This is a genomic window from Xenorhabdus santafensis, from assembly GCF_033949405.1.
GTDB classification, from domain to species: Bacteria; Pseudomonadota; Gammaproteobacteria; order Enterobacterales; family Enterobacteriaceae; genus Xenorhabdus; species Xenorhabdus santafensis.
In genome coordinates this window covers 1-2,048 of sequence record NZ_VCDN01000121.1, presented here as the reverse complement: position 1 = coordinate 2,048, position 2,048 = coordinate 1, and the positions used below count along the sequence as shown (strand labels likewise).

The window sequence follows — 2,048 nt, the reverse complement described above, 5'->3', positions numbered from 1 at the left end:
CTTATTATGTGAATGCAAGTTATATTAAATCCCAAAGAGGTTTTTAGAAGTGAAGGAAAAAACCTCGATTAATTTTCCATGATGGAGAAAATGTCGTTATTGTTGGAATGAGTTCATCCGAAAAAGGCTGGATAGTAACAAATTATGGACCTTTGGGAAGTGCTGAACGTGTAGCATTAGGTAGCGTGCCAAATACACCAAGAGGAGGGATTGTTACGGCAGAAAGTATTGTGAATGGTACTATACCTAGTAAATCAGGAACCGTTCCTGCTGGCGTATCTATTTGGAAAAAACAATGATGAATAATATCCTTTTCTTAAACAAAAATGGCAATAAAGCCCCGATTAAGATACTCATTGGTTCTTTGTTGAAAAATAATATTTATTGGCCATTTACGACAGTATCTTTAGCTAATAATCAAAATGCTGATGATTTACAACATGCATTATCTGATAACTATATAGGAAGTAATCACTATATTAGCGACGAAGGATACGTTTTTAATCCCTCTACCTATGTATTAAGTGATATTTTTTTAAATGTTCCTGATGATAATTTTGATGGGCAGCATTTTTTATCAGAGTGCTTAAAATCGCAGTTTATTGTTGGTTTGCCTTATTTATTAGAACCTAAGGTTTTTTTTGCTATATCAGTTTCAAATTATAAATATCTCTCACGAGATGGAGGATATCTTATATGTGTGTCAGAGTGCGAACAAAGAATTAGCTACAATGATATATTAAGAGTTCGAATTCATGAGCGATTAGATCTTTTATTTATAAATGGAGAACATAGTGGGTTTATTCTAAAAGATCCATTTAGGAGTTTAGTCAGATTTTCTGGGTTTGATGAAGAAAAACATGGAGGAGATAAAGAAATAGACCTCTGTTTATTCAATAAGGCATTTTTTTCATATTTTGACATGATGGAATCTGAAAGTTGGGATAATATAGATAATAACGACATTAATATTAGAAACGGTTTACTTAATATATTAGAAAGCCTTGAAGGTGCTGATAAGTCAAAAGAACCTATTTTTGCATTACAAGAACAATGCCAACGATTATTATCTGATTATTATAGTTGCTAATAAATAATATCATCTTAGCTGGAAGAAGTGGATTATCTTCTTCCAGCTTTTATAGAATTACTCTGTTTGATAATCTCTAATCAACTCCCGCCTCAGTAGCTTAATTCCACTGATTTACGCCCGCTGGCGTTGGTATTGTTGTTAGAGGCTGTTTGTCTCGTCACTGTCGGGGATCAGTACCAGACAGTCATCCATAATTTTAACGGTGAGCGTGCCGACAATATTAAACCCTACGGCCTTAAGCCACTGCGCCTTAAGGTGGATTGCGTACGGGGAGCTGGCTGATTATCTCATTCTACGCCCTGTGTCATAGCGTAGAGAACTCCGGGCTAGTTGTTTTTTTGCATTTTGCAAAAATGAATTGTTCGCTGATTTTCGTGCCGGTTTTCTTCACGCTGCTCCGATATTTTGTGGCATGGAAAGGGCACGATGAAAAAAACGGGTTTACTGTTCCTGATGGGCTGGATGGTGTTTCTGTCCTCAAGGGCCAAAACGGTGGTGTACACTGACCGTCAAAACCCCCGGTGAATTTGGCGCCGGACACCACTGCGAAACCCCGAGTGGCTCCCGTTGGCACTATCAATACGAGATGCTTTTGGGCGAAGAATACGCAAGCTCAAGGTGCTTGACGGCAAGCTGACGGCAACCAACCTGCAACGCTGGCTGGACGGCAAACCGGATTTAATCCCGCGCAGCACAGCCATTTACGGGCAGGAATACCTGTGGAGTGGCGACCAGCTCATTGAGGAAACACCAGTTTACGCCGATGGCTCGCTGGCTTTGGAAAGTCGGGTACGCTGGCTGTATGAACCAGGAGCGTTCGCGCCGTCTGCCCGCTTTGAAAAAGGCAAACTGCATTACGTGGTGAGTGACCATCAGGGTACAGTGCGGGAAATGCTCAACGAAAACGGCACGCTGGTCTGGGCTCAACGGCTGGGTACATGGGGAAAAGCGGAAA

The 2,048-nt window shown here is 40.6% G+C and carries 4 protein-coding genes and 1 pseudogene; 4 read left to right on the top strand and 1 reads right to left on the bottom strand.

The genetic code is table 11. The features are described 5' to 3' along the window. Nucleotides 1-107 precede the first annotated feature (107 nt). Nucleotides 108-299, top strand: coding sequence for a hypothetical protein (locus tag FE392_RS18800; RefSeq protein WP_319931683.1), 192 nt, complete (start codon nt 108-110; stop codon nt 297-299). Next, on the top strand, nt 296-1,090 hold the full coding sequence (locus FE392_RS18795) for a hypothetical protein (RefSeq protein ID WP_319931682.1): 795 nt from the start codon (nt 296-298) through the stop codon (nt 1,088-1,090). Before FE392_RS18800 ends, FE392_RS18795 begins: the two co-directional genes overlap by 4 nt. 141 nt (nt 1,091-1,231) lie before the next feature. On the opposite strand, the gene FE392_RS18790 is transcribed toward FE392_RS18795, so the two are convergent. Further along, a complete protein-coding gene (locus tag FE392_RS18790) occupies nt 1,232-1,354 on the bottom strand; it encodes a SymE family type I addiction module toxin (protein WP_319931684.1) in 123 nt (40 codons plus the stop codon). Nucleotides 1,355-1,446: 92 nt separating this feature from the next. Between FE392_RS18790 and FE392_RS18785 the strand changes: the two genes are divergently transcribed. Together FE392_RS18785 and FE392_RS22210 are read left to right on the top strand one after the other, a co-directional pair. Beyond that, a complete protein-coding gene (locus FE392_RS18785) occupies nt 1,447-1,599 on the top strand; it encodes a hypothetical protein (RefSeq protein WP_319931681.1) in 153 nt (50 codons plus the stop codon). A gap of 199 nt (nt 1,600-1,798) precedes the next feature. Continuing rightward, nucleotides 1,799-2,048: pseudogene (locus FE392_RS22210) on the top strand (RHS domain-containing protein); the annotation flags it as partial.